We start from the raw sequence: 20,986 nt of genomic DNA, 5'->3' as shown, positions 1-20,986 counted from the left end.
TGTGACTGGTGATACTGGCGGTGCAAACTCATCACTCGAGGGACCCCAGATGGCTGAGCAGAACTACCGGCCCCAGCGTACGGCCGCCGAGCGCGCCTCCCGCGTGCGGTTCCGTCGCGCCATGGCGCTGCTGCTCATCACGCTGCTCCTGCCGGGGTCCGCCCAGCTCGTCGCCGGCAACCGCCGCGTCGGCCGGATCGCGATCTGGACCGTCATCGGCCTCGCGATCACCGCCGGGCTCGTCTTCGGGATCTCCCTGCTGTGGCACGGCCTGATCTTCCGGCTCGGCACGACGCCGTGGCTGCTGGGCCTGTTCCGCATCGCGCTCATCGCCGGCGCCATCGCCTGGGCTGGGCTCTTCATCGACGCCTGGCGCCTGGGCCGTCCGCTCGAGCTCGATCTCAAGCAGCGCCGGATCGTGGTCGCGATCAACGGCGCGCTGGCCTTCTCCGTGGCCGCGACCCTGATCTTCGGTGCCCACCTGGTCGGCGTGCACAAGGGCATGGTCGAGGCGATCTTCGCCGGTGCGGAGGCCGCCGAGGCCCACAACGGCCGGTTCAACGTCCTGCTCGCCGGCGCCGACTCCGACGGTGGGAAGACCCGCTGGGGCCTGCGTCCCGACTCGCTCACGGTCGCCTCCATCGACGCCGTGACCGGACGTACGGTGCTCATCGGCCTGCCCCGCAACATGCAGAACTTCACCTTCGACGACGGCTCGCCGATGGACGAGGAGTTCCCGCGCGGCTTCGACTGCGACGGCTGCTACCTCAACGGCGTGAGCACCTGGGCCGGTGAGCACAAGGAGCTCTACAAGGGCGAGAAGGACCCCGGCATGGCCGCCACCGTGGACGCCGTCGAGGGCATCACCGACCTGCAGATCAGCTACTACGCGATCGTCGACCTCAACGGCTTCGAGGAGATCGTGGACGCCATCGGGGGAGTCACCCTGAACGTCCGCCAGCCGATCCCGGTCGGCCTCCCCTCCGACAGCTTCTACACCCACATCCAGCCCGGCACGAAGAAGCTCGACGGCTGGGAGACCCTCTGGTACGCCCGGGCCCGCCACGACTCCGACGACTACTCCCGGATGGCCCGCCAGAAGTGCGTCCTCAACGCGATCCTGCAGCAGACCAGCCCCGCTGACGTCGTACGCCACTACCAGGACGTCGCGAAGGCGACCGGCTCCACCATCACCACCTCGGTCCCGCCGAGCGAGATCGAGCGGTTCTCGGCGCTGGCGCTGAAGGCGAAGTCGCAGAAGATCTCGACGCTCTCGCTGGTGCCTCCGCTGGTCAACACCGCCGACCCGGACATGTCCGACATCCACGCCGAGGTGCGCAAGGCGGTGAAGAAGGCCACCCCGAAGAAGGAAGAGGTCTTCGCCTCGCCGAGCACCGGCGGCGACGGCGAGACGAAGGCACCTGCGCCGAAGAACAAGACAAAGGCCACCGGCGACTCCGACAAGGGCGGCCCGGTCACCGGCGGCTCCCTGGGCTCGCGCAACAAGGGTTACCAGGCCAACGAGACCGACGACCTCGCCTCAGCGTGTTGAACAACGGGTTAAGCGCAGGTCACAGCGACTCGCTGATTCCCGGGATACCCCGCGGTCGCGGCTAGTCTGGATCCGTGCCAGGGAGCAATCGTGTCGCCGCGGTCGTGGTGACCTTCAACCGTCTCGAGCTGCTGCAGCGACTGCTGGAGCGGCTCGACGTGGTCGACGGCCTCGACGAGGTGATCGTCATCGACAACGCCTCCACCGACGGTACGTCGCAGTGGCTCGCCGAGCTCGACGGTGCCGAGGAGCCGGGCCAGCGCCAGGTGCCGGTGATCGCCCGCACCCTGGAGCGCAACAGCGGCGGCGCCGGCGGCTTCCACGACGGCCTCGAGATGGCGATCGAGCGCGGTGCCGACCTGGTCTGGCTGATGGACGACGACGGCCTGCCCGACACCGACTGCCTCGGGCTGCTGCTCAAGCAGACCGACCTCGACTTCTGGGGGCCGCTCGTCGTCGACGAGGGTGACCCCGGCCGCCTGGTGTTCCCGATCAGGCTCCCAGGCCGCTCCAAGGTCGTGCACCAGCTCGCCGACGTCGAGGCAGCCGCCACCGACGGCCTGATCAAGGACATCGTGATCCCGTTCAACGGGGTCCTGGTCACCCGGGACCTGGTGGAGCAGATCGGCTACCCCCGAGCCGAGTACTTCATCTGGGGCGACGACCACGAATACCGTCTCCGGGCCGAGAAGGCCGGGGCGCGGATCGCGACCGTCGTCGGCGCTCAGGTGCGCCACCCGTCCGTCGGCGATCTCGGCACCCCGATGGCGTGGGGGAGGGCGACGTACAACCACACGCCGAGCGACCTGAAGCACTACTGCATGGCGCGCAACAACCTGCTCAACCTGCGCGACTACCGAGGGTGGCCCTTCGCTTTGGCTTTCGTGGCGAAGACTCTATGGTTCTACCTGCTCACCAAGCCGCAGCCGAAGCGGATCCGGCTCTCTGCGCAGGCGTGGTGGGCTGCCATCCGGGGGGACTTCAGTGGACACGAGAGGTTCCTTCGTTGAGCACCACCCGTGAGACGGTCGCGATCGTCGTCGTCACCTACAACCGCGCCGACATGCTGCGTGGGCTGCTCGACGGGCTCACCAAGCTCGACCAGCCCGCCGACGCGGTGATCGTCGTCAACAACGCCTCCACCGACCACACCGCGCAGGTCCTCGCCGAGGCCGTCACGCCCAACCTGCAGGTCATCGACAGCCCGGAGAACCTCGGTGGCGCCGGTGGCTTCCACCTCGGCACCAAGGCCGCGGTCGAGCAGGGTTGGGACCGCCTCTACCTGATCGACGACGACGTCGTCCCGGCCCACGACTGCCTCGAGGTGCTGCTCGCCCAGGACGAGGACTGCCTCTTCTCGGTGCGTGAGGACAAGAACGGCAAGCTGATCGAGCTGGCCGCGCTGAAGTTCGACCTGCGCAACCCGCTCGCGATCAAGCCCAAGACCGCCTCGGTCATGGACACCTACCCGACCCGCGACGCGCTTCCGGAGCGGGTCGCGGTGGAGAACGTCGCCTTCGAGGGCTTCATGATCCGCCGCACCGTCCTGGAGGAGATCGGGCTCCCTGATCCCACCTACTTCATCTTCTACGACGACGTGGATCTCGCGATCCGCGCCCGCCGCGCCGGCCGCACCATCTGGGCCGTACGCGACGCGGTGCTCGTGCGACAGCTCGACTTCAGCCAGCAGCACGACCTGGCCGGCTGGAAGGGCTTCTACATGTACCGCAACCTCTTCGTCGTCCACTTCCGCTACGGCGAGAACGTCCTCGTACGTCTCAAGCCCTGGCTCATCACGGCGGCTGTGGTCCTCCTCAGCCCGCTGCGAGGCGGCAAGCACGAAGCCGTCAACGTGATCAAGGCCCTGCGCGCCGCGCGGGGCATGCGAACCCTGCCCACCTCCTCCTGACCGACCCCTTACCCACAGAGACCTAGACTGAGCGATCGTGTCCTTCCCTGAAACCACTCCTGACCTCGTCGTCGTCGGCTCCGGCCTCTTCGGCCTCACCATCGCCGAGCGCGCCGCCACCGAGCTGGACAAGAAGGTGCTCATCATCGAGCGCCGTCCGCACATCGGTGGGAACGCCTACTCCGAGTTCGACGAGGAGACCGGCATCGAGGTGCACAAGTACGGCACCCACCTCTTCCACACCTCCAACGAGAAGGTGTGGAACTACGTGCGGAAGTTCACCGACTTCACCGACTACAAGCACAAGGTGTTCGGCAAGTACAAGGGGCAGGTCTACTCCCTGCCGATGAACCTCGCGCTGATCAACCAGTTCTTCGGGAAGTCGCACACCCCCGACGAGGCGCGCGCGCTGATCGCGGAGCAGGCCTCCGAGTTCAACACCGAGGACGCCAAGAACCTCGAGGAGAAGGCGATCTCGCTGATCGGGCGCCCGCTCTACGAGGCCTTCATCAAGGGCTACACCGCCAAGCAGTGGGAGAAGGACCCCAAGGAGCTGTCGCCAGACATCATCACGCGCCTCCCGGTCCGCTACACCTTCGACAACCGCTACTTCAACGACAAGTACGAGGGTCTCCCGGTCGACGGCTACACCGCGTGGCTGGAGCGGATGGCCGACCACCCGAACATCACGGTCATGCTCGACACCGACTTCTTCACCGTGGTCGACGACTTCAAGGGCAAGGTCCCGATCGTCTACACCGGCCCGGTCGACGAGTACTTCGGCTTCTCCGCCGGCAAGCTCTCCTGGCGCACCGTGGACCTCGAGTCCGAGATCCTCGACGTGGACGACTACCAGGGCACCGGCGTGGTCAACGCCAACGACCCCGAGGTCCCGTTCACCCGCGAGCTGGAGTTCAAGCACCTCCACCCCGAGCGTGCCGACCGCTACAAGCCCGGCAAGACGATCGTGGTGAAGGAGTACAGCCGCTTCGCCCAGGAGGGCGACGAGCCGTACTACCCGATCAACACCGCCGACAACCGCGAGAAGATCCTGGTCTACCGCGACCTGGCCAAGAAGGAGCCGATGGTGCTCTTCGGTGGCCGCCTCGGCACCTACAAGTACCTCGACATGCACATGGCGATCGCGTCCGCGCTCACCATGTTCGAGAACAAGCTCCGTCCCCACTTCGAGGACGGCACCCCGCTCACCTCCGGAGGCGTTGACGAATGAGCGTGACCCGACTGCTCCAGCGGCAGATCCTGCCCCTGGACCGTGACTCCGACGTACTCCCGCTCTACGTCGACAACCAGGCCGCCATCCTCGACGCCGACAAGTACGAGGTCGGCTCCGACAAGACGGCCCAGGCGCTGAACAACGCCCAGATCCGCCAGTCGATCAACGACGGGACCCAGATCCACCCCGACCAGATCGAGTCGCGTACGGCACTGCGGATCCTGAAGAGCGAGCGGCTCTCGCTCGGCACCTACTTCAACGCGTTCCCGGCCAGCTACTGGCGCCGGCACACCGTGGTCGACAGCGTGAAGCTGACCGTCGCCCTCCAGGGTCGCGGCGCGAGCGTCATCGTCTACAAGTCGATGGCCAACGGCCGCTCGCAGCGCGTCGACGCCGCCGACACCGGCACCAACCCCGAGGGCACCTTTACCTTCGACCTGCCGCTGAAGCCGTTCGTCGACGGCGGCTGGTACTGGTACGACGTGGTCGCCTCCGACGAGGACGCCGTCATTACCTCGGCCGAGTGGACCGCGGAGGTCCCCGACGACCGTGCCGAGCACGGCACCGTCGACATCTGCGTCACCACCATGAACAAGCCCGACTTCTGCGCCAAGCTGCTCGCGCAGATGGGTGAGGACGAGGCGCTGCGCCCCTACCTCGACACCGTCTTCGTGATGGAGCAGGGCACCAAGAAGGTCGCCGACGACGTCGAGTTCCCCGCGGCCGAGAAGGCCCTGGGCGACCTGCTGCACATCATCGAGCAGGGCAACCTGGGTGGCTCCGGCGGCTACGCGCGCGGTCAGCTCGAGTCGCTGCGCAAGGGCACCGCGACGTACGCCCTGATGATGGACGACGACGTCGTCTGCGAGCCCGAGGGCATCATCCGCGCGATCACCTTCGGTGACCTCGCCAAGCGGCCGACCATCGTCGGTGGCCACATGTTCTCGCTCTACGCCAAGTCGCGCCTGCACTCCTACGGCGAGATCGTCCAGCCGTGGCGCTTCTGGTGGCAGTCGGCTCCCGGCGTCTACGGCGACTGGGACTTCGGCGCCCGCAACCTGCGCTCGACCCGCTGGCTGCACAAGCGCGTCGACGTGGACTTCAACGGCTGGTTCATGTGCCTGATCCCGCGCAAGGTGATCGAGGAGATCGGGCTCTCGCTGCCGGTCTTCATCAAGTGGGACGACTCCGAGTACGGCCTGCGCGCCAAGGCGGCCGGCTTCCCGACCGTGTCGTTCCCGGGTGCGGCCGTGTGGCACGTCCCGTGGACCGACAAGAACGACGCCCTCGACTGGCAGTCCTACTTCCACCAGCGCAACCGTTTCGTGGCCGCGCTGCTGCACTCGATCTACGACGACGGCGGCCGCATGGTCACCGAGTCGTTCTCCCACCAGATCAAGCACCTGGTCTCGATGCAGTACTCGACGGTCATGCTGCGCCACCAGGCGCTGCTCGACGTGCTCGCCGGCCCCGAGAAGCTGCACGAGACCCTCGCGACCCAGCTTCCCGCCGTACGCGAGATGGTCAAGGACTACCCGGACGCGCAGCTCAAGGCCGACCGTGACGAGTTTCCGCCCGTGCGTCGCCACAAGCCGCCGCGCAAGGGCAAGGAGGACACCGAGGTCCCGACCAGCCGCGAGGTCAAGCTGGCCGCGCTCAAGGCGCCGATCCGGCAGATCATGAAGCCGCGCAAGCTCTCCACGGAGTTCCCCGAGGCCGAGCTCGCCGCGATGGACAACCAGTGGTACCGGATCACCAAGTACGACAGCGCCATCGTGTCGATGAACGACCAGCAGGGCGCTGCCTTCTACCGCCGCGACAAGAAGCTCTTCAACCAGATGCTGAAGGACACCATCAAGGTGCACCGCCGGCTCAAGCGCCAGTGGCCGAAGCTGGCCGAGGAGTACCGCTCCAAGCTGAGCGAGTTCACCTCGCCGGAGGCGTGGGAGAAGACCTTCGAGCCGTGGCTGGTCGCTGAGGAGAAGGGGTCCGATGGCAACCGGAGTTGATGAACGTCCCGTACGGATCGTCGACGCGCCGCTGGCACCGCCGGCGGAGAACCTCGGTCTGCTCTCGGTCTTCAAGCGTCGCTACCTCCTCAAGCTGCTCGTGCAGCGGGAGATCAGCGGTCGCTACTCCAACTCGATCCTCGGCGTCTTCTGGTCCTACATCAACCCGCTGACGCAGTTCCTCGTCTACTGGATCTTCATGGGCAAGATCATGGGCGCGGACAAGGGGATGGACAACTACCCGGTCCACCTGTTCGCCGGGCTCGTCATCGTCCACTTCTTCACCGAGACCTTCGGGGCAGGGACGCGATCCCTGCTCGGCAACAAGGGTCTGCTGAAGAAGATGGCGATGCCGAAGGAGATGTTCCCGGTCGCCTCGATGCTGGTCTCGCTCTACCACCTGGTCCCGGCGACGCTGATCCTCATCGTCGTCTGTCTGTTCAGCGGATGGACGCCGAACTGGGAGACGATTCCCTCGCTCCTGCTCGCGCTCGGCATCGTAATGGCACTGGGCACCGCCCTGGCGCTGGTCTTCAGCCTCGCCAACGTCTTCTTCCGGGACTTCGGCAGCGCGGTCAACATCCTGACCAACTACATCCGGTTCGGCGTACCGATGATGTATCCGTTCTCGATGATCCAGGAAGCGCTCGGCGACAAGTCCTGGATCTACCTGCTCAATCCGATCTCGGACGCCGTGCTGCTCTTCCAGCAGGCCTTCTGGGTCGGGGTGACGCCGAACCCGGAGGCGACCGCCGCCGAGCACCTGCCCGAGAACCTCTGGATGTGGGGTCTGGGTGCGTTCGGTGTCTCGCTGGTCCTGCTGGTGATCGCCCAAGTGGTCTTCAGCAAGTACGAGAACAAGATTCCGGAGCGTCTGACATGACCGCCGACTCGATCGTGGTGGACGGAGTCACCAAGAACTTCACCCTCCGCTACCACCGCAGCATCAAGGACATCACCGTCGCCAAGATGAAGGGACGGGCAGTCTCCAACACCTTCAAGGCGCTGGACGACGTCACCTTCACGATCAAGCAGGGAGAGTCGGTCGGCCTGATGGGCCTCAACGGCTCGGGCAAGTCGACCCTGCTGAAGCTGATCAGCGGCGTGATGCGCCCCGACCAGGGCGTCGTGAAGACGCGTGGCCAGATCGCGGGCCTGATCGCGACGGGTGCGGGCTTCCACCCGCAGCTGTCAGGCCGGGAGAACATCTTCCTCAACGCCGCGATCTACGGGCTCTCCGCCGAGGAGACCGCCGAGATCTACGACGATGTGGTCAACTTCGCCGAGCTCGGCGACCACCTCAACTCCCCGGTCGGCAACTACTCCTCGGGGCAGTACTCGCGTCTGGGGTTCTCGGTCGCCGTCCACATCGACTCCGACATCTTCCTCGCCGACGAGGTCCTCGCCGTCGGTGACAAGCCCTTCAAGAAGAAGTGCATGGAGAAGATGGAGGAGATCCGCGACAGCGGCCGCACCGTGGTCTACGTCAGCCACGCCGCCGGCTCCGTCAAGCGGATGTGCGACCGCGTCATCTGCCTGGAGAAGGGCCGCCTGGTCTTCGACGGCGACGTCGACGAGGGCATCGAGTACCTCCACTACGGTGAGGACGACGCCAAGGGATCGGCCAAGCTCAAGCAACTCGAGGCTGCCGACAGCGCGCTCGGCGCCGAAGTCTGAGTCTGTCCAGCCCGGCGAGAGCCCGCGAGGAATTACAGGTCTGTAGTTCTTTGCGGGCTCTTCCCAACCTCTGTGGCTGATGTGAAAGATGTTCCCTGGTGTTACGGAACCAGGGGGATCCATACGTGCATTCGCAGGTCGGAGAAGAGCAGTCGAGCGACGTCGAGCGCGCTCGGTCGCGCTATGTCGCCTCGACCCAGCAGCTGCTCGTGCTCGGGTTCGTCCTGGCCGCGCTGGTCCCGGCGAGCACCGTCGTCGACCTGAAGGTGGTCCGACCCGGCGAGGTTCCCGTCTCCGGGAGCCAGGTGGCGGTGCCGTCAGCGGCGCAGGTTCCCTCCGATCCGGTCGACGCCCACCTCGAGGAGATCTCGCTGACCGCACCGTCCGGGCACGGCATGTCCGGACGGATCACCGCTGAGGCCAAGAAGGCCACCTCTGCGGGCGATGCGGTGACCGTCACCAGCCGGCCGCAGCCGGTCGACGGCTTCGGGACCGTCGGACTCACCTGGGCGCCCGGCGCGGCCGTCCCGGAGGAGGCGATCGGGGCCGACGTACGCACGCTGGAGGACGGGACGTGGAGCGACTGGCAGGCGTTGGACGTCCACGTCGACGACCATGCTCCCGACCCGGACTCCGCGGAGGCCGACGGGTCGAGGCCGGGCACCATGGAGGCGGTGGTCGGCGAGGTCGACCAGGTCCAGACCCGGCTCCGACTGACCGGTGCCCAGGTGCCCGCCGATCTCAGGCTGGCCGTGATCACGCCCGGCGAGGCGGAGGCGAGCCGCAGCGAGTCACCTGAGATCGAGACCGGGGCCGATGACGCGCCGGAGCCGACCGAGGCAGCCCAGGGCACCACGAGTGCCGAGGAGGGGGAGGCGGCGACGCTGTCGGCGGCCGCGTACACCGCCAAGCCCAGCATCTACAGCCGTCGACAGTGGGGAGCCGACGAGAGCGTGCGCGAGGCCGGCCCGCCCGACTACCACGAGGTCCGCGGTGGCTTCGTGCACCACACCGTCAACACCAACTCCTACACCAGGGACCAGGTGCCGGGGATCATCCGGAGCATCTACGCCTACCACGTGCAGAGCCGAGGCTGGCGCGACATCGGCTACAACTTCCTGGTCGACAAGTTCGGCCGGATCTGGGAGGGCCGCTACGGCGGCGTCGACCGACCCGTCGTGGGGGCTCACACCTCGGGTTACAACAGCTACGCCTTCGGCGCCTCCGCGATCGGCAACTTCGACAACGTCGCACCTCCCACCGCGCTGGTGAACGCCTTCGGGACGCTGTTCGCGTGGAAGCTGTCGCTGCACGGTGTCCGCGGCAACAAGGGCTCCACCCGGATCGGCGACCGCACCTTCTCGTACGCGATCATGGGCCATCGCGACGCCGGCTCCACCGCGTGCCCGGGCCGCTACCTCTACGCCAAGCTGAGCACGATCCGCTCGCAGGCGGGCTCGAAGCAGGCGAGCTGGGCGGCGCGCGAGCTGCAGTCACAGATCAGCGGCCGTGGCTACCCGGACCTGGTCGCCCGGCGGGCCGGCGACCGGCGGATCGTCGTGATCCGCACCGACGGCAACGCCCGCTTCGGTACGCCGCGGGCCACGAACCTGATCGGCGGCACCTCGGCCACCTTGATGAACGCCGGTGACTGGGACCGCGACGGCGACGGCGACATCCTGATCCGCCACACCGACGGAACGATCCGGGTCAACCGTGGCAACGGCACCGAGACGTTCGCCACCGGCGTCATCATCGGGCGCGGCTTCGAGTCCGTCTCGGTCATCGACGTGGTCAGCGACATCACCGGCGACGGCTGGCCCGACCTCGTGGGCAAGCACTCCACCGGCGAGATCCGGGTCTGGCCCGGGCGCGGCACCAGCGCCCTGGGCGCGTCCTACCGGATGCGCAGCGCGGTGAGCGGGTCGACCCAGGTCATCGGCGCCGGCCGCTTCTACGCCGACGACGGCTCGCCCGAGGTGGTCGTCAGGACCTCGAGCAAGCTGCTGATCTTCCGCACCAACGGCCCCGGTGGCCTGACCACCTACTCCGACCCCGGGATCGACACCAGCGTCTTCGACTTCATCCTCGCGACCAAGGACCTGCGCGGGGCCTCCACCGGCGGCGACCTGCTGCTGCGTCGCAAGTCCGACGGGATGTGGTTCGCCTACGAGCACGACCAGAGCGGCGGCTGGGACCGGAAGTCCCAGATGGGCGTCGTGCGGGGCTACGACCAGTTCGGCTGAGCGCGCTCGGACTCGGCCAGGGCCGCCAGCCGGTCCTCCGCAGCGTTGGTGACCAGCACCAGCGAGCCGCCGCCGGCGAGCAGCGAGGCCAGCAGGTCGGCGCCGGCCGGTGAGGCCGAGGGGACGGTGGAGAGGAGCCGTGCGGCCTTCCCATCGCCTCCGAACAGGTTAGCGTGGCTGGTCTCGACGCCGTCCCACGAGGTGGCCGCGTCGTCCGCGGCCGGCGGGTCCCAGGGGGTGAAGGCGTCCGGCTGTCCCCAGACCTCGATGCCGACGTCGTGCACGCCCTGGGGGAGCGGGTCGGCGAAACGTACGCCGAACGGCAGCAGCGAGCACGCCAGCGTCGGCCGCTTCGCAGCGTCATCCGCCCAGGCGGACAGCGTCTCGGGGCCGCAGATGACGGCGTCGGGGCTGTCGGAGTCGGTCACCACGAGTCCGGTGTTCCAGGCGGCGCCGAGGAAGACGGTGGCCAGCCAGTGGGTGGGCAGGTCGATCCGGATGCTGTCCCCGCGCTCGAGCCCGTGCTCGTCGAGGAGCAGGCCAGAGGCTTTGGCCACCCAGTTGGCGTAGGTCGCGGTCGACAGCTCCTGGCGCTCGCCGCTGCCTTCGTCATAGAACGTCACGAACGGACCGCCGGGGTTGGTCCGCAGGGCTCGGGCGAGGGTCTCGGGAAAGCTGCTCACGTCGAAACTCTAAGGTGTGCGGCATGAGCGAGCGCCAGCGAGCGACCAGCGGGTCCATCATGCCGCCACTTCCGTGTTCTTCGACGTGCCCAACGGAGGTGGCGGCATGACGTTCTGGGCAGTGATCCCCGCTGGTGGTGCCGGCACTCGGTTGTGGCCGCTCTCGCGGTCCTCGGAGCCGAAGTTCCTGCGCGACCTCACCGGCCACGGGCGTACCCTCCTGCAGGAAACCTACGACCGCCTCGAGCCCGTCTCCGACGGCACCATGGTGGTGACCGGTGCGGTCCACGAGCGGGCTGTGTGCGAGCAGCTGCCCGAGGTGCCGCACGACGCCATCCTGGCCGAGCCGAGCGGGCGCGACTCGATGGCCGCGATCGGCGTGGCCGCGGCCTTCCTGGAGCGGCGCGACCCGGAGGCCGTGATGGGCTCCTTCGCGGCCGACCACGTGATCCGCAACGTCGACAACTTCCACGAGACCGTACGCAGCGCCGCGGCGATCGCCGCGGACGGCTGGCTGGTGACGATCGGGATCTCGCCGACCTTCGCCTCGACCGCGTTCGGCTACATCGCCGAGGGCAAGCCGTTGGACGGCCACCCGGGGGCCTTCCTGGTCGACGAGTTCGTCGAGAAGCCGTCGGCCGAGGTCGCGGCCGGCTATCTCGCGACCGGCCGCTACCGCTGGAACGCCGGGATGTTCGTCGTCCGTCCCACCGTCCTCCTCGAACTGCTCGCGGAGTCGGACCCCGGCTTCACCGAGCGGCTGCGGGCCATCGCCGCCGAGCCGTCGCGGCTCGAGGAGCTGTGGGAGACGCTGCCGAAGATCGCGGTCGACCACGCGGTCGCCGAGCCTGCTGCCGCCGCCGGCAAGGTCGCCACGGTGCCCGCCGATCTCGGCTGGGACGACATCGGCGACTTCGACTCGCTCGCGACGCTGCTCCAGGCCGCCGCCACCGCCTCACCTGAGGGGCCCACGATCCTCGGGGACGCCTCGCTCGTCCACGCCCTCGACTCCACCGGCCTGGTCGTGCCCCACTCCGGCCGCATGATCGCCCTCATCGGCCTCGAGGACATCGTCGTCGTCGACACCGACGACGCCGTCCTGGTCACCACCCGCACCCACGCCCAGCAGGTCAAGAAGATCGTCGCCGCCCTCAAGGACTCCGACCGCACCGACCTCACCTGACGCTGTCCCTCGCTCGAGACGAGAGACGGCCGCCTCCCCGAAGGGAGGCGGCCGTGTCGTACGTCCGTCCTGAGGGCCAGAATCACATGGCCTGGGCCTCGGGGCTGTCGGTGTAGGGGTACTTCTCCATGAAGTCCTTGATCGCCTCGCCGGAGACGCCCTCGCAGTACTGGAAGACGCCCTTCTGGGTGGACGCCTCGGTCGGGTTGGCGGCGTCGGCGTACCAGTGCGTCATGGCGATGTGGGTGCCCGAGGGGAACTCGGTCTTCTTGTCGCCGGCGACCGCCGTCTCCTTGGCGTCGGCAGCGGTCCACGGAGCCGCGATGAACTTGTAGCGGAAGTTGGAGGTGCCGGCGAACTTGTCACCGATCGCGCGCAGCTCGTCCTGCTCGTCCTCGGAGACGGTCTCGTCGTACCACACGATCGTGTAGCCGTGCTCGAGGTTGTGCACCAGAGCCTCGAGGTCGGGACGGTCCTCGGGGGTGTAGAACTTGCGCGACATGTCGGCCGGCGCGACGTTGGCCTCGTTCCAGTGAGGGCCGAATGCCGGGGGAGCAGTCGTGTAGGTCTGCTCGGTGCCGGTGGCGATGTGGTTCTGGTTCCCGTCGGCGGCCATCTCGGTGACCTTCTGGCAGCCGGCCGCCTTGGCGCTCTTCCCGATGTCCGGCAGAGCGACGTCCTTGTACTCGCTGTCCTTGATGAAGCCGCTGATCGGCGTCCATGCGGCAGCGCCGACGATCACGACGGCGAAGGCGATGCAGACACCGATGATCGCCCAGCCTCGGACGCGCTCGGCGCGGCCCTGCTTCTTGCGGATGTCGTTGATGACCGCACGGCGGTCTTTGTTGAGCGACTTGTTGGCCACGGTTCGGCGTACCTCGGGTCTTTTGTCGGGACGCGCAGATTCTAGGTGGTCAGTGGTAGCAGAAGGGAAGTTGCCCCGTGATTATTCTCCTCGCGCTCGCATCGCCAGCCGTGGGCGAAGGCCAGCGCGGCGATCACCGCTGGATCGGCTCCGGCCACCCGAAGCCCGTCCCCGTGCGGGACGGGGGCGGTCCCGGTCACCTCCGCGACGGCCGCGGAGAGTTCCTCGACGCCTGCCGGCGCGCCGAACGGAGCCTGGTCCTCGGCGGCACCCTTCAGGGCGCGTACGACGGCCTCCCTGGCCCCGAAGCCGAAGAAGTCCGATCCCTCGGGGCGGATGAGCGCGCTCGCTCCCGGCCCGTCGTCACCGGGCTCGCGGACGAGGTCCGCGCGGCCGCGCAGGACGGCGAACGGCCGTGCGCCGAGCTTGCCCTGGGAGATCTCGGCCGCCGAGGCGATCTCGTCGACGACGGCGGGGGCGGTGACGACGAGGTCGTTGCCGTAGGCGTCGACCTGGCCGGCGAAGCTCTCCAGCACCTCGAGGCCGGCGGCGCCGATGGCGATGTCGGTCTGCCCGTCGCGCCAGGCGCGTCCGGCGGTGTCGGTGATGATCACGCCGACGTTCGCGCCGGTGCGGTCGCGGAACGTGGCGCGCAGGGTACGCGCGGAGGCGTCGGGGTCCAGAGGGAGCAGCACGATGTATCCGGCCTCGACGTTGGAGGCGTCGATCCCGGCGGCAGCCATCGTCAGCCCGAGCCGGCTGCGCACGATCTGGGTCGGCCCGCGCCGGGCCACCACCCGCGTCGTCTCGCCGGGGAGCGCGTCGTCCCGATTGCCCTCGCGTACCTGGCCCTCGGCCTTGGAGACGACCTTCGAGGTGACCACGACGATGTCGCCGTCGACCAGAGGGGACTCCAGGGCGTCCAGGAGCAGGGCGGCGAGGTCGTCGCCCTTACGCACCTCGGGTACGCCGTCGGGGGCGGTGACGGTGATGCCCAGTCCGCTCATCGGCCCGCTCGTGGGCCGCGTCATCGGGTGACCAGCTCGACCGCGGCGGCGGCGATGTCGGCGGTCGCGTCCTCGGAGGACATCCACAGCGGTACGGCGGCCGCCTTCAGCCCCGACTCGGCGAGCGGGGGGACCGCGGCGTCGTCGGCCGTGTCGACGAGCCAGCCGTCGAGGACCCCGCCCGAGCCCCGCGTCCCATAATGCAGACCGACTCCGGCGGCGGTCGCGTCGACGCCGATGGCGGCGAGCATCTGCTCCGCCATGCCGCGTACGTGATGCCCGCTGATGATCGGCGAGATCCCCACCACGGGGGCCGAGGTGGCGACCAGGCCCTCCCGGATCCCGGGTACGCCGAGGATGGTCCCGATCGAGACGACCGGGTTGGACGGGGGCACGATCACCAGGTCGGACTTCAGCAGCGCGTCCATCACCCCGGGTCCCGGCTTCGACTCGTCCTGCCCCACGAAGATCAGCTTCTCGACGGGAACGCCAGCCCGGAGGCGTACCCAGTATTCCTGGAAGTGAACGACTGAGAGTCCACTGGGTGAATTCTCGTCCTTGATCGCCACGTGGGTCTCGACGCGGTCGTCGGTCATCGGCAGCAGCCGCACGCGGTCGTCCCATACAGGCTTCAGCCAGCGTTCGCACAACGCTGCGGTGACCTGCGACAACGGGAACCCGGCCTCGAGCATCTGGGTGCGTACGAGATGCGTGGCGATATCGCGGTCGCCGAGCCCGAACCAGGTGCCGGGGACCTCGTAGGCCTCGAGCTCCTCCTTGATCGACCACGTCTCGGCCTTGCGGCCCCAGCCGCGCTCATGGTCGAATCCGTTGCCGAGGGTGTACATCACCGTGTCGAGGTCGGGGCAGACCTTGACGCCGTGCATCCACAGATCGTCGGCGGTATTGGCGATCACGGTGACCCGGGCATCTTCCTCAATGCCCGGGACACGGCCGGCAGAGATGCCGTGGAGGAGTCCGGAGATGAACTTCGAACCACCATGGCCGCCGGAGAGAACGGTGATGTCACGCATGGCCCTAGCCTCTCAGACGGGGGCCAGCAACCCTGCTCCAGCCGGTGCGGAAAGCCTGTGTTAAAGCGGCCCTAGCAGATTTGAGGGTTGACTTGTGGCACCGACAGGCATGTAATTTCATCAGTGTGATTCGAAATTGAAACGGGGACCGATAGCGGTGGCGACAGCGCTTGAAAATCTCGGGAAGATTTCAGCGGGGAACTGCATCAAAGTGACGGCCTAGGCCGTAACAAGAGTCAGTACCCGCAAAAAACGGGGGGATCGGTTACCTGCCGATGGCGTGAGGTGACTGGCCCAAGATGGGGTCACGGTCCCGAAAACAAGCTGAATAGGGTCGAAAGGTCGGAAAGACGATGAGAGAGCTGTTTCTCCTCGAGCCGGACACCGACGAAGGGGGCTGGCAGGAGCGCGCCCTGTGCGCGCAGACGGATCCGGAGGCGTTCTTCCCTGAAAAGGGTGGATCGACTCGGGAGGCCAAGAAGGTCTGCCAGACCTGCGAGGTGCGCCAGGACTGCCTTGAGTCTGCTCTGGGCAACGACGAGCGCTTCGGAATCTGGGGTGGACTCTCCGAGCGAGAGCGCCGCAAGCTGAAGAAGCGCGCAGTCTGAGGCAATACCCAAGCACGAGCCAGCAAGGCCCGGACCTGACGGTCCGGGCCTGCTGATCTTTTCCGGACAAATACCTGCGGGGGCGTGGCCGATCGCTCGACAGGTCCATTCGGTCTATCACCAGTTGGGCACTAGGGTTGCCGATCGTGCATGCGTCGGTCGCCCTCGTCCTCGTCTCTCATAACGGCGCCGGCTGGCTTCCGACCGTCATCGACGGGATCAGGAACCAGCAGGCTCCGGTGAGCTTTGCCGTCACGATCGACACCGGCTCGACCGACAGGTCGGTCGAGATCCTGGAGGAGACCTTCGCCCAGGTGGTCAAGCTCCCGGCGTCGACGACGTTCGCGGACGCGGCCAACGAAGCGCTCGCCATCCTCCACCAGGCGGCGCAGCCGCCGGAGTGGATCTGGTTCCTCCACGACGACTCCACCCCCGACCCGCACGCGCTCTCGACCCTGCTCAACGCCGCCGCGGAATACCCGGAGGCCGACATCCTCGGCCCCAAGATCCGGGAGTGGCCCTCGCTGCGCCGGATGCTCGAGCTCGGTGTCTCGATCTCGGTCACCGGAGCCCGGGAGACCGGCCTGGAGCGGGGCGAATACGACCAGGGCCAGCACGACGAGGTACGCCGCGTCCTGGCCGTCAACACCGCCGGCATGCTGATCCGCCGCGAGGTCCTCGAATACCTGGGCGGCTTCGACAAGCACCTCCCGGTCCTCGGCACCGACATGGACCTCGGCTGGCGGGCCGCCAACGCCGGCTTCACGACCATCGCCGTCCCGGACGCGGTCGTCTTCCACGTGGAGGCGGCCCACCGCGGCGTACGCAAGACGCAGCTGACCGGTCGCCGGATCCACTATCAGGAGCGACGGGCCGCGCTCTACACCCTGCTGGTCAACGGCCGGCCGGGGACGCTGGCGCTGTGGATGGTCAGGTTCTTCTTCCAGACCCTGTGGCGGATGCTCGGCTTCATTCTGGTGCGCGACCCCGGGACCGCGCTCGACGACCTGGCCGCGCTGGGCTGGATCTACGGCCACACCGGCCAGATCATGCTCGCCAAGCGGCGTCGCCGGAAGCAGGCGCACGCCGACAAGGACGTGGTCAAGGCGCTGCTGCCTCCGCCCTGGCTGCCCTACCGCCACGGACTCGACTTCGTCTCCGACGTCGCCACTGCGGTCACCCTGCAGGCCTCCGACATCGCCGAGCGGCGCCAGATGGCGCAGGCTGAGGCCGATCCGGCCTCCTTCGCCGCCAAGCGTCAGGCCGAGCGGGCCCAGCTGGAGGAGGACGAGATCCCCGCCGAGACCGGCTGGCTGGTGCGTCTGTTCACCAATCCGGTCGCGGTGCTCCTGGTCGTCGTCGGCATCCTCGGGGTCATCGGGGCACGTGCCGCGCTCGGCGGTGTGGCCGGCAGCGGCCTCGGGCCGACGCCCCAGAACGTGGGCGACTGGTGGCAGCTGCAGTTCGAGTCGTGGCACGCGATCTCGCAGGGCACCGGCGTGCCCGCGCCGCCGCACGTCTTCCCGCTGGCGGTGCTCGCGACGTTCCTCGGCGGCAACCCGAGCCTGGCGGTCACCGCCGTCATGCTGCTCAGCTTCCCGATCGCGCTCGGCGGTGCGTGGCGGCTGCTGCGGGTCGCGGGCCGGCTGATCAGCCACCTCGGCGCCCCGCGCTGGCTGCTGCTGTGGGGCGCGACGGCGTACGCCCTGGTTCCCTATGCCAGCGGTGCCTTCGGTGATGGCCGGATCGGTGCGGTCGTGGTCGGCGCGCTGCTGCCCTGGCTCGCCCACGCCGCGCTCGGGTTCAGCGACCCCGTCGCCGACCGCCGCTGGCGCGCCGGCTGGCGCACCGGCCTGCTGCTCACCGTCATCACCGCCTTCGCGCCGATGGCCTTCCTGGTCGCGGCCGTCTTCGCGGCGGTCATCTTCATCGTCGCCCGACGGCTGATGCCCGCCGTGCTCAGCGACCGCGACCAGTGGGGTCCGCCCACCGCGGCCATCGCGACGCCGGTCGGGCTGCTGCTCCCGTGGTGGCTGCCGGCGCTCTTCTCCGGCGGCTGGGCCGCTCTGCTGCTCGACCCGGGCCGGCTGCCGGCCCCGGCCGCAGGCGGCTTCGACCTGCTCGTGGGCCGCCTGACCGGCCTCGACGGTGCCGATCTCGGCGCCCCCTGGTGGCTGGGTCTGGCGCTGCCGCTGCTCGCCGTGCTCGCGCTGATCCCGAGCCGCACCCGGATCCCGGTCATGGTCTGCTGGATCGGCGCGGTCGCGACAGCGGTCGTCACGATGCTGCTGTCCTGGATCCCGATCCCGCTCGACGCCGGCATCGCCCGGGTCGGCTGGGGCTTCCCGCTGGTCGCCATCCAGGGTTTCGCGGTGGTCGCGGCGGTGCTGGGCGCCCAGGGCGCCATCCTCGACGGTCTCAATGGGCTGCGGAAGGTCATGGTCGGCGCCGCCGCTGCGGTCGCGGCGGTCGGCGTCGTCGGCAGCCTCGGCTGGTTCGTCTACGCCGGCACCGGCGACCTCACCGACAACACCCGGGCCCTCGGCCACACCGGGGTGCCCTCCTACATGCTCGACCCGACCTCGACCACGCTCGGCCCGGAGGACGGCGTCCTCGTGCTTCGCGGTTCGGTCGACGACGGCCTCCGCTACGCCGTCCTGCGCAACGACGGCATCACCCTCGGTGAGGACGAGATCGCGCAGGTCGCGGGTGGCTCCGAGGAGCTCACCGGAGTCGTACGCCGCCTGGCCGCCGACCCCGACGACGCGGTGATCGGTGATCTGGCCGCCCAGGGCGTCGCCTACATCGTGATGCCCGGCCCGGCCGACTCCTCGGTCGCCGAGGGGATCGACGCCTCCGGGTCGGTGACCCAGGCGAGCACCGTCGAGCGCTCGACGCGTGCCTGGCTGCTCGACTCCGAGCCGAGCGACCCGGGCGTGACCGAGTCACAGTCCATCATCCGTACGATCCTGTTGGTCCTGGCCGGGATCGGGCTGTTCGTGGTCCTGGTCCTGTGCCTGCCGACGCTGATCCAGAGGAGGGAGTCGGCATGAGTCACTCACGAGACCCCTACGACCGCTCGCACGAGCCGCAGGCCGACGATGTCTACGGCCAGGAGCCGTGGATGCTGGACCCGTTCGCCGACCCGTACACGGGGCAGACGGCCCAGACGCCGCCCGAGGGCTACACCCCGGAGCAGCTCTACGCCCAGGAGCCCTACGTGCCGGGTCCGGAGACGGGACAGATGCTCGCCCAGACGGGCTACCCGCCGGCGTACGAGGGCGACTATCAGACCGGCGAGTTCCGCGGTGGCTTCGAGCCGGAGTTCGAGGCCTGGCCGACCGCCGACGAGATGCGGGTGGAGGAGCCGGAGGCCCAGCACGAGTCACAGCACGAGCGTGCCAAGGGCGGACGGATGGCCGCTGCCGCCGCGGCGGCGGCCGCTGCGCGACCCCGGCTGCGCCGCGTACGCAGGCAGCGCGGCCGCCGCGACAACACCGTGCTGGTGGCACTGGGTCTGGTCGGTGCGATGGCCGTCGCGCTGCTGCTCAACCGGCCCCACCAGTGGGAGCAGCCGAAGCTGGCCGCCGAAAGCAGCGCGCCGACGGCGGCCACCGTGGTGTGCCCCGGCAAGCCGAAGTCCGGCGCCGACCAGGTCACCGTCACCAACGCTGCCGAGGGGTCCGGCAAGGTCACGCTGAGCGGCCCCGGCGCGGGTAAGGGCGCGGAGACCACCGTGGCGTCTGGCAAGGTCACCAGCGCGTCGGTCAAGCCCGGCTCGGTCGTGGTCAAGGCGGGCAAGGAGGTCGCGCCCGGGCTGGTCGCCGGACGTTCGACGACCAAGCCGCTCGCGGCGACGGGCTGCCTGCCTCCGCAGGCGGAGGCCTGGTTCCCGGGCGTCGGTGCGGGCGCCACTCACAACTCGGTCCTCGAGCTGACGAACCCGAACAGCGGTGCGGCCACGGTCGACATCTCGCTCTACGACGAGAAGGGCGTGGTGGCGGTCCCCGAGGACCTGCGCGGCGTCGCGATCCCCGGCAACACCACCCGCACCTTCGACCTGCTGCACGTGATCCCGCGCAAGGGCGAGCTCTCCCTGAAGACCACGGTCGTACGCGGCCAGGCCGGGGTGATGGTCCGCGACCGTGCCGTCGCGCTCGAGACGCAGCGTGGCACCGAGGACTACTTCCCGGGCCAGTCGACGCCGGCCGAGACCAACCTGCTGGTCGGCTACCCCAACAAGTCCGCGAGCCGCACGCTCACCGTCATCAACCCGGGCGACGCCCAGGTGAGCGCCGAGCTGCGCCTGCTCACCCCGAAGAACGTACTCACCCCGGAGGGCGCTCCGGAGATCAGCGTGCCGCCCAACGGGCAGACGCAGGTCGACCTGACCAAGCTGCTCGGCAAGGACAGCGCCGGTGACGCGTACGGCGTCGAGATCGTCGCCACCGGCCCGGTCGCCACCGCGATGCGCTCGGTCGACCGCGGCGACGTCGCGATCACCACGGCCACCGAGACGATCTCGGAGCCGACCGCGGTGGTCGTCCCGGCCGGCGGCGGCGTCGGCAAGAAGCGGGTCCTCATCTCCGGACCGGTCGCCAAGACCGGGACCAGCGGCACCGTCAAGGTGGTCCCGATGACCGCGAAGGGCAAGGCGCTCAAGGCCAAGTCCGTCGAGGTCGGCCCTGGGCTGGGTGCCGAGGTCGAGGTGCCTGCGGAGGCAGCGCTGATCCAGCTCGTGCCTGCGGGCGTCGAGATCAACGCGGCCGTGGTGATGAGCGGCGATGGCGACGCGGTCGTCCCGTTCCGGCCGTTGCGCTCGGAGGTACGGACTGCTGGGGTTGCTCCGGGGTTGCCGCTGCCTTTGGAGCCCTGAGCGTTCCTTTTTCGGCGCTCGTTTTGTCGGCGTTTATTTGTGGTTGGGGTTTGCCGCCGACCCGTTCTTGGAGGGTGTTCTCGCCGAACCCCGGAGTAAAGGA

At 68.7% G+C, this 20,986-nt stretch carries 16 protein-coding genes; 12 read left to right on the top strand and 4 right to left on the bottom strand.

Features of this window, described 5'->3' with window-relative positions:
* The first annotated feature begins 49 nt into the window (after nt 1-49).
* The 8 genes from ACIO3S_RS29550 (at nt 50) to ACIO3S_RS29515 (ending at nt 10,627) form a co-directional block, all read left to right on the top strand.
* Nucleotides 50-1,552 (top strand): LCP family protein, encoded by a 1,503-nt coding sequence (locus ACIO3S_RS29550; protein WP_400470496.1) that lies wholly within the window; start codon nt 50-52, stop codon nt 1,550-1,552.
* 74 nt (nt 1,553-1,626) lie between these two features.
* On the top strand, nt 1,627-2,562 hold the full coding sequence (locus ACIO3S_RS29545) for a glycosyltransferase family 2 protein (RefSeq protein WP_400470494.1): 936 nt from the start codon (nt 1,627-1,629) through the stop codon (nt 2,560-2,562).
* Nucleotides 2,559-3,461: a glycosyltransferase gene (locus tag ACIO3S_RS29540; protein ID WP_160027263.1), complete on the top strand. Its 903-nt coding sequence runs from the start codon at nt 2,559-2,561 to the stop codon at nt 3,459-3,461. The genes ACIO3S_RS29545 and ACIO3S_RS29540 overlap by 4 nt, the downstream gene beginning before the upstream one ends.
* A 37-nt stretch (nt 3,462-3,498) precedes the next feature.
* Nucleotides 3,499-4,692, top strand: coding sequence for a UDP-galactopyranose mutase (gene glf, locus ACIO3S_RS29535; protein WP_160027265.1), 1,194 nt, complete (start codon nt 3,499-3,501; stop codon nt 4,690-4,692).
* On the top strand, nt 4,689-6,704 hold the full coding sequence (locus tag ACIO3S_RS29530; RefSeq protein WP_160027267.1) for a glycosyltransferase: 2,016 nt from the start codon (nt 4,689-4,691) through the stop codon (nt 6,702-6,704). The genes glf and ACIO3S_RS29530 overlap by 4 nt, the downstream gene beginning before the upstream one ends.
* On the top strand, nt 6,688-7,587 hold the full coding sequence (locus tag ACIO3S_RS29525; protein ID WP_400470489.1) for an ABC transporter permease: 900 nt from the start codon (nt 6,688-6,690) through the stop codon (nt 7,585-7,587). The genes ACIO3S_RS29530 and ACIO3S_RS29525 overlap by 17 nt, the downstream gene beginning before the upstream one ends.
* Nucleotides 7,584-8,381: an ABC transporter ATP-binding protein gene (locus ACIO3S_RS29520; protein WP_160027271.1), complete on the top strand. Its 798-nt coding sequence runs from the start codon at nt 7,584-7,586 to the stop codon at nt 8,379-8,381. The genes ACIO3S_RS29525 and ACIO3S_RS29520 overlap by 4 nt, the downstream gene beginning before the upstream one ends.
* A 125-nt stretch (nt 8,382-8,506) precedes the next feature.
* Nucleotides 8,507-10,627: an N-acetylmuramoyl-L-alanine amidase gene (locus tag ACIO3S_RS29515; protein WP_400470486.1), complete on the top strand. Its 2,121-nt coding sequence runs from the start codon at nt 8,507-8,509 to the stop codon at nt 10,625-10,627.
* On the opposite strand, the gene ACIO3S_RS29510 is transcribed toward ACIO3S_RS29515, so the two are convergent.
* Nucleotides 10,609-11,310, bottom strand: a complete 702-nt coding sequence (locus ACIO3S_RS29510; protein ID WP_400470483.1) for a TIGR03089 family protein — start codon at nt 11,308-11,310, stop codon at nt 10,609-10,611. The genes ACIO3S_RS29515 and ACIO3S_RS29510 overlap by 19 nt on opposite strands.
* A gap of 106 nt (nt 11,311-11,416) precedes the next feature.
* Here ACIO3S_RS29510 and ACIO3S_RS29505 point away from each other — a divergent pair, with 106 nt between their 5' ends.
* Nucleotides 11,417-12,493, top strand: coding sequence for a mannose-1-phosphate guanylyltransferase (locus ACIO3S_RS29505; RefSeq protein ID WP_400470480.1), 1,077 nt, complete (start codon nt 11,417-11,419; stop codon nt 12,491-12,493).
* An 82-nt stretch (nt 12,494-12,575) separates the two neighbouring features.
* On the opposite strand, the gene ACIO3S_RS29500 is transcribed toward ACIO3S_RS29505, so the two are convergent.
* From ACIO3S_RS29500 to cofD, 3 genes are read right to left on the bottom strand one after another with little or no spacing between them, the layout of a single operon-like run.
* On the bottom strand, nt 12,576-13,358 hold the full coding sequence (locus tag ACIO3S_RS29500; RefSeq protein ID WP_400470477.1) for a DUF3105 domain-containing protein: 783 nt from the start codon (nt 13,356-13,358) through the stop codon (nt 12,576-12,578).
* Nucleotides 13,359-13,399: 41 nt separating this feature from the next.
* Nucleotides 13,400-14,365, bottom strand: a complete 966-nt coding sequence (locus ACIO3S_RS29495; protein ID WP_400470474.1) for a coenzyme F420-0:L-glutamate ligase — start codon at nt 14,363-14,365, stop codon at nt 13,400-13,402.
* Between the two features lie 20 nt (nt 14,366-14,385).
* Nucleotides 14,386-15,399, bottom strand: a complete 1,014-nt coding sequence (cofD, locus tag ACIO3S_RS29490; RefSeq protein WP_400470471.1) for a 2-phospho-L-lactate transferase — start codon at nt 15,397-15,399, stop codon at nt 14,386-14,388.
* Between the two features lie 353 nt (nt 15,400-15,752).
* On the opposite strand from cofD, the gene ACIO3S_RS29485 reads away from it, so the two are divergent.
* From ACIO3S_RS29485 to ACIO3S_RS29475, 3 genes are all read left to right on the top strand, one after another.
* The gene (locus ACIO3S_RS29485; protein WP_008361238.1) at nt 15,753-16,007 is read left to right on the top strand and encodes a WhiB family transcriptional regulator; all 255 of its coding nucleotides are present in this window, start codon (nt 15,753-15,755) and stop codon (nt 16,005-16,007) included.
* A gap of 146 nt (nt 16,008-16,153) precedes the next feature.
* Entirely contained in the window at nt 16,154-19,060 is a 2,907-nt protein-coding gene (locus ACIO3S_RS29480) for a glycosyltransferase (RefSeq protein WP_400470468.1), read from the top strand.
* The gene (locus ACIO3S_RS29475) at nt 19,057-20,883 is read left to right on the top strand and encodes a DUF5719 family protein (RefSeq protein WP_400470465.1); all 1,827 of its coding nucleotides are present in this window, start codon (nt 19,057-19,059) and stop codon (nt 20,881-20,883) included. The genes ACIO3S_RS29480 and ACIO3S_RS29475 overlap by 4 nt, the downstream gene beginning before the upstream one ends.
* Nucleotides 20,884-20,986: the final 103 nt, after the last annotated feature.

It is taken from the genome of Nocardioides sp. NPDC087217 (assembly GCF_044744805.1).
Lineage (GTDB): Bacteria > Actinomycetota > Actinomycetes > Propionibacteriales > Nocardioidaceae > Nocardioides.
This window is presented reverse-complemented; position numbering and strand designations above follow the sequence as displayed.

Bases quoted from the DNA above. Each gene is read 5' to 3' on its own strand.
- ACIO3S_RS29550 (WP_400470496.1), top strand. From the start codon at position 50: ATGGCTGAGCAGAACTACCGGCCCCAGCGTACGGCCGCCGAGCGCGCC.
- ACIO3S_RS29530 (WP_160027267.1), top strand. From the start codon at position 4,689: ATGAGCGTGACCCGACTGCTCCAGCGGCAGATCCTGCCCCTGGACCGT.
- ACIO3S_RS29525 (WP_400470489.1), top strand. From the start codon at position 6,688: ATGGCAACCGGAGTTGATGAACGTCCCGTACGGATCGTCGACGCGCCG.
- ACIO3S_RS29520 (WP_160027271.1), top strand. From the start codon at position 7,584: ATGACCGCCGACTCGATCGTGGTGGACGGAGTCACCAAGAACTTCACC.
- ACIO3S_RS29505 (WP_400470480.1), top strand. From the start codon at position 11,417: ATGACGTTCTGGGCAGTGATCCCCGCTGGTGGTGCCGGCACTCGGTTG.
- ACIO3S_RS29495 (WP_400470474.1), bottom strand. From the start codon at position 14,365: ATGAGCGGACTGGGCATCACCGTCACCGCCCCCGACGGCGTACCCGAG.
- cofD (WP_400470471.1), bottom strand. From the start codon at position 15,399: ATGCGTGACATCACCGTTCTCTCCGGCGGCCATGGTGGTTCGAAGTTC.
- ACIO3S_RS29485 (WP_008361238.1), top strand. From the start codon at position 15,753: ATGAGAGAGCTGTTTCTCCTCGAGCCGGACACCGACGAAGGGGGCTGG.
- ACIO3S_RS29475 (WP_400470465.1), top strand. From the start codon at position 19,057: ATGAGTCACTCACGAGACCCCTACGACCGCTCGCACGAGCCGCAGGCC.